Origin of the sequence: Methylibium sp. (assembly GCF_031393925.1) — a bacterium.
In the GTDB taxonomy this organism is placed as follows: Bacteria; Pseudomonadota; Gammaproteobacteria; order Burkholderiales; family Burkholderiaceae_C; genus Methylibium.
The window spans coordinates 1-3,428 of record NZ_JANMWL010000195.1; the positions used below are offsets into that span (position 1 = coordinate 1).

General features: G+C 67.7%; 4 protein-coding genes and 1 pseudogene. 4 read left to right on the forward strand and 1 reads right to left on the reverse strand.

Going from position 1 to position 3,428, the window contains the following annotated elements; genetic code table 11:
• The 4 genes and pseudogenes from RMO12_RS10895 to RMO12_RS10910 form a co-directional block, all read left to right on the forward strand.
• Nucleotides 1-246: pseudogene (locus RMO12_RS10895) on the forward strand (hypothetical protein); the annotation flags it as partial.
• The gene (locus RMO12_RS10900; protein ID WP_309639296.1) at nucleotides 243-1,034 is read left to right on the forward strand and encodes an ATP-binding cassette domain-containing protein; all 792 of its coding nucleotides are present in this window, start codon (nucleotides 243-245) and stop codon (nucleotides 1,032-1,034) included. The pseudogene RMO12_RS10895 and the gene RMO12_RS10900, both read left to right, overlap by 4 nt.
• Nucleotides 1,031-2,206: an ABC transporter permease gene (locus RMO12_RS10905; protein WP_309639297.1), complete on the forward strand. Its 1,176-nt coding sequence runs from the start codon at nucleotides 1,031-1,033 to the stop codon at nucleotides 2,204-2,206. The genes RMO12_RS10900 and RMO12_RS10905 overlap by 4 nt, the downstream gene beginning before the upstream one ends.
• A gap of 49 nt (nucleotides 2,207-2,255) precedes the next feature.
• A complete protein-coding gene (locus RMO12_RS10910) occupies nucleotides 2,256-2,732 on the forward strand; it encodes a GNAT family N-acetyltransferase (protein WP_309639298.1) in 477 nt (158 codons plus the stop codon).
• Between the two features lie 10 nt (nucleotides 2,733-2,742).
• On the opposite strand, the gene RMO12_RS10915 is transcribed toward RMO12_RS10910, so the two are convergent.
• Complete coding sequence (locus tag RMO12_RS10915; RefSeq protein WP_309639299.1) at nucleotides 2,743-3,150, reverse strand: hypothetical protein; 408 nt, start codon at nucleotides 3,148-3,150, stop codon at nucleotides 2,743-2,745.
• Nucleotides 3,151-3,428 lie beyond the last annotated feature (278 nt).

The window sequence follows — 3,428 nt, forward strand, 5'->3', positions numbered from 1 at the left end:
CCACCGCGCCATGGCGAGCGCATCGCGAAGGCCTTGGGGGCGAGCGCCCGGCACGTCGTGGTGCCGAACGCCGGCCACGGCGTGATGGCCATCGGCTGCGCGCGCGATGTGATCTACCGCTTCATCGACGCCGCCGAGGATCGTGACGCCAGTGCGGTCGATGCGGCCTGCCTGGCGGCGATTCCACGGCCGCCGGCCTTCCAGCCACCCGGCTTGATGAACCCGCCAGCGAAGGCCGACCAGTGATTCAGATCGAGAATCTGGCGAAGCGCTTTGCGTTACCAGCAAACACATTCAAATTAAGCGGGCGCTCACATGCAAAGTTTGTCCACGCCGTCAGGAGCGTCAGCCTCCAGGCCCGGGACGGCCACATCACCGGCCTGCTCGGCTCGAACGGCGCCGGCAAGACGACGACCTTGCGCATGCTGGCCGGCCTGATCTCGCCCGACGCCGGCCGCATGACGGTGGACGGCATCGACGTGGCACAGCGCCCGCGCGAGGCGCTGGCGCGCATGGGTGTGCTGTCGGATGCGCGCGGCCTGTACCCGCGCCTGAGTGCGCGCGAGAACATCGTCTACTACGCGCGGCTGCACGGCATGGACCGCGACGCCGCGCATGCCCGCGCCGAAACCCTCGCGGTCACGCTGGACATGCGTGCGCTGCTCGAACGGCGCACCGACGGCTTCAGCCAGGGCGAACGCGTGAAGACGGCGCTGGCGCGCGCGCTGGTGCATGACCCGGCGAACATCATCCTCGACGAGCCGACCAACGGCCTGGACGTGCTCGCCACGCGGGCGCTGCGCGAAAGCCTGCGCCAGTTGTGCAGCGCGGCCGGTGGTGGTAAATGCATCGTGTTGTCGAGCCACATCATGCAAGAGGTCGAACGGCTGTGCGACGAAGTCGTGGTGATGGCGCACGGCCGCACCGTCGCCGTCGGCAGCGTCCAGTCCCTGTGCGCGCGCACCGGCGAGACCGATTTCGAGGAAGCGTTCGTCAAACTCGCGTTCGCCAAAGAGCTGGGAGCGGCCGCATGAAGCGCTGGGTCGAAGGCGCTGGTGCGGTGTTCCACAAGGAGATCGTCGACGCGCTGCGCGACCGACGCACGCTCGCGACCGTGTTGCTCAGCTCGGTGCTGATGGGACCGCTGGTGTTGGCGCTGCTGTCGGGCCTGGTGGCGTCGATGGAGGAGCGTGCCGACAAGCGCGTGGTGGTGACGGTGGGCATCGAGCACGCGCCGACGCTGCGCAACTTCATCGAGCGGCAGACGTTTCGCATCGAGCCGGCGCCAGACGACTACGCGGCGCAGTTGCGCAAGTCGAGCCTCGGCGATCCGGTGCTGGTGCTGGAGGCCGATTTCGAGCAGCGGCTCGAACGCGGCGATGTGCCCGAGGTCGTGGTGGTGAGCGACAGCAGCAACCGCCAGGCCGAAGCCGGCAGCGGCCGGCTGATGCGCCTGCTCGACGGCTTTAACCGCGAGCGCGGCGGGCTCACGCTGGCGCTGCGCGGCGTGCCGGGCAGCCTGCTGCAGGCGGTGGAGCCGCAGGAGCGCGATCTCGCCAGTACGCGCAGCCGGGCGGCGCAGTTCACCAGCATGCTGCCTTTCTTCGTGCTGATGGCGGTGCTTTACGGCGCGTTGCATGCGGCACTCGACACCACCGCCGGGGAGCGCGAACGGGGCTCCCTCGAGCCCTTGCTAGCCAATCCCGCTGCGCCGCTGGCGCTGGTGCTTGGCAAGTGGGGCGCAGTGGCTGCGGTGGCGATGTTGATCGCCCTGCTCAGCGTGCTCAGCTTCCTGCCGGCGAGGCTGCTCATCCGCAGCGAGACGCTGCGCTCGCTCTTCATCTTCGGCCCGGCCGAGGCGGCGAGCTTTCTTGCCGTGCTCGTGCCCTTGGCGGCGGGCCTTTCGGCGCTGATGATGGCGGTGGCGATCCGCTGCAAGAGCTTCAAGGAAGCCCAGGCCAGCACCACCGTGGTCATCCTCGCCGTGTCGCTGTTGCCGCTGGTGAGCCTGTTCAACCAGAGCGGTGAAAAGCCCTGGTTCCTTTGGGTACCGGCGCTCGCCCAGTACACGCTGATGAACCGCGTGCTGCGCGGCGAGGCCCCCGGCGTTGGCGATGTGCTGCTGCCGCTGGCGGTGAGCCTGTTGCTGGCCGGCGCCTGCCTCGCTTTCATTGCGCGACGCTTGCGCGCGGCGGCGGTGCGCTAGTGCTGCGAGCGGCGCAGACGGCACGCGGTAACACGCCAACATTGCGCCGATGAGCCGCAGGTCGTCCGGCAAGAGCCCCGTTGTCTGGCGCTGCACGCGCCTGGACGCGTTGACGCCGCGCGAGCTACAGCGTATTCACGTCGCGCGCCAGCAAGTCTTCGTCGTCGAACAGGCGTGCGTGTACCAGGATGCAGATGCGGCCGACGAGGAGGCATCGCACCTGTGCGGCTGGACGCCCGCGGGTGAGTTGCTCGCCTACGCGCGCATCGTCGACGCAGGCCTGAAGTACGCCGAACCCTCGCTCGGTCGCGTGCTCACCACGAGCGCCGCCCGCGGTACCGGACTCGGTCGCGAGCTGCTGCGCCGCGCCATCGATTGCGCGACCGCTGCTTACCCGGGGGCCGGTATCCGCATCTCGGCGCAGGCGCGGCTCGAGCCTTTCTACGCCGAGGTCGGATTCACGCGCGTGGGCGAGCCGTATCTCGAAGACGAGCTGCCGCACATCGAGATGTGGCGCGCCGGATGACCTGCCAGGGTCATGACAGCGAGCCAAACCCGGAAGCTTCATGCCAGGTCGAATGGCTCGCTCCACTGCGACGTGACAGCAAGGGCTGTTTTTCGTCACCGGCGTCGGCTGTGGGCAGGGACTGTTCGATGGCGCGGTTGACTTCGGCCTGCCACGGCAGGCGGTGAACGATGTCGTTCAGGTAGGGCGCGACTTCATGGGCCGTGAGCACCTCGCCTTGTGCCCCGAGCAGGCGCAGATTGGTGATCATCATCATCGGGTCGGCGATCGCCACGATGCCCGGCACGACCTCGATCCAGTCCCAGGAGAGGCCGGCGGCGCTGACCCCGGCGCGCCCCCCCCACACGGTCTGTCCCATGTTCGGCCAAGCGCCATTCAAACGAGTCGACACGTGCGTGCCAAGGTGGACAAAGTGCAACTCTGAATTTTGGTCGGGCTGCCACAATACAGGCGGCCAAGCGCCTACGGTCCATGCAGGAGTCATGATGGTGCGGGGCAATGAGCCCCGTAACTGCTTCGATGTCGGACAGTGTGGGTAGCCCACTGGCGCTTGCCAGCTGTAAACCTTGTCAGGGGCGCATCCGATCGGTCTCGCCACCGACGTTTTTCGGGAATAAGACACATGCTGCAGGGCAGCTATCAATCGGTGTTGGAAGCGAAGAGCCGCGATGAGTTTCGTGGGGAAGTGATGCGCTT

Coding starts and splice junctions, on each gene's coding strand:
- RMO12_RS10905 (WP_309639297.1), top strand. CDS start 1,031: ATGAAGCGCTGGGTCGAAGGCGCTGGTGCGGTGTTCCACAAGGAGATC.
- RMO12_RS10910 (WP_309639298.1), top strand. CDS start 2,256: ATGAGCCGCAGGTCGTCCGGCAAGAGCCCCGTTGTCTGGCGCTGCACG.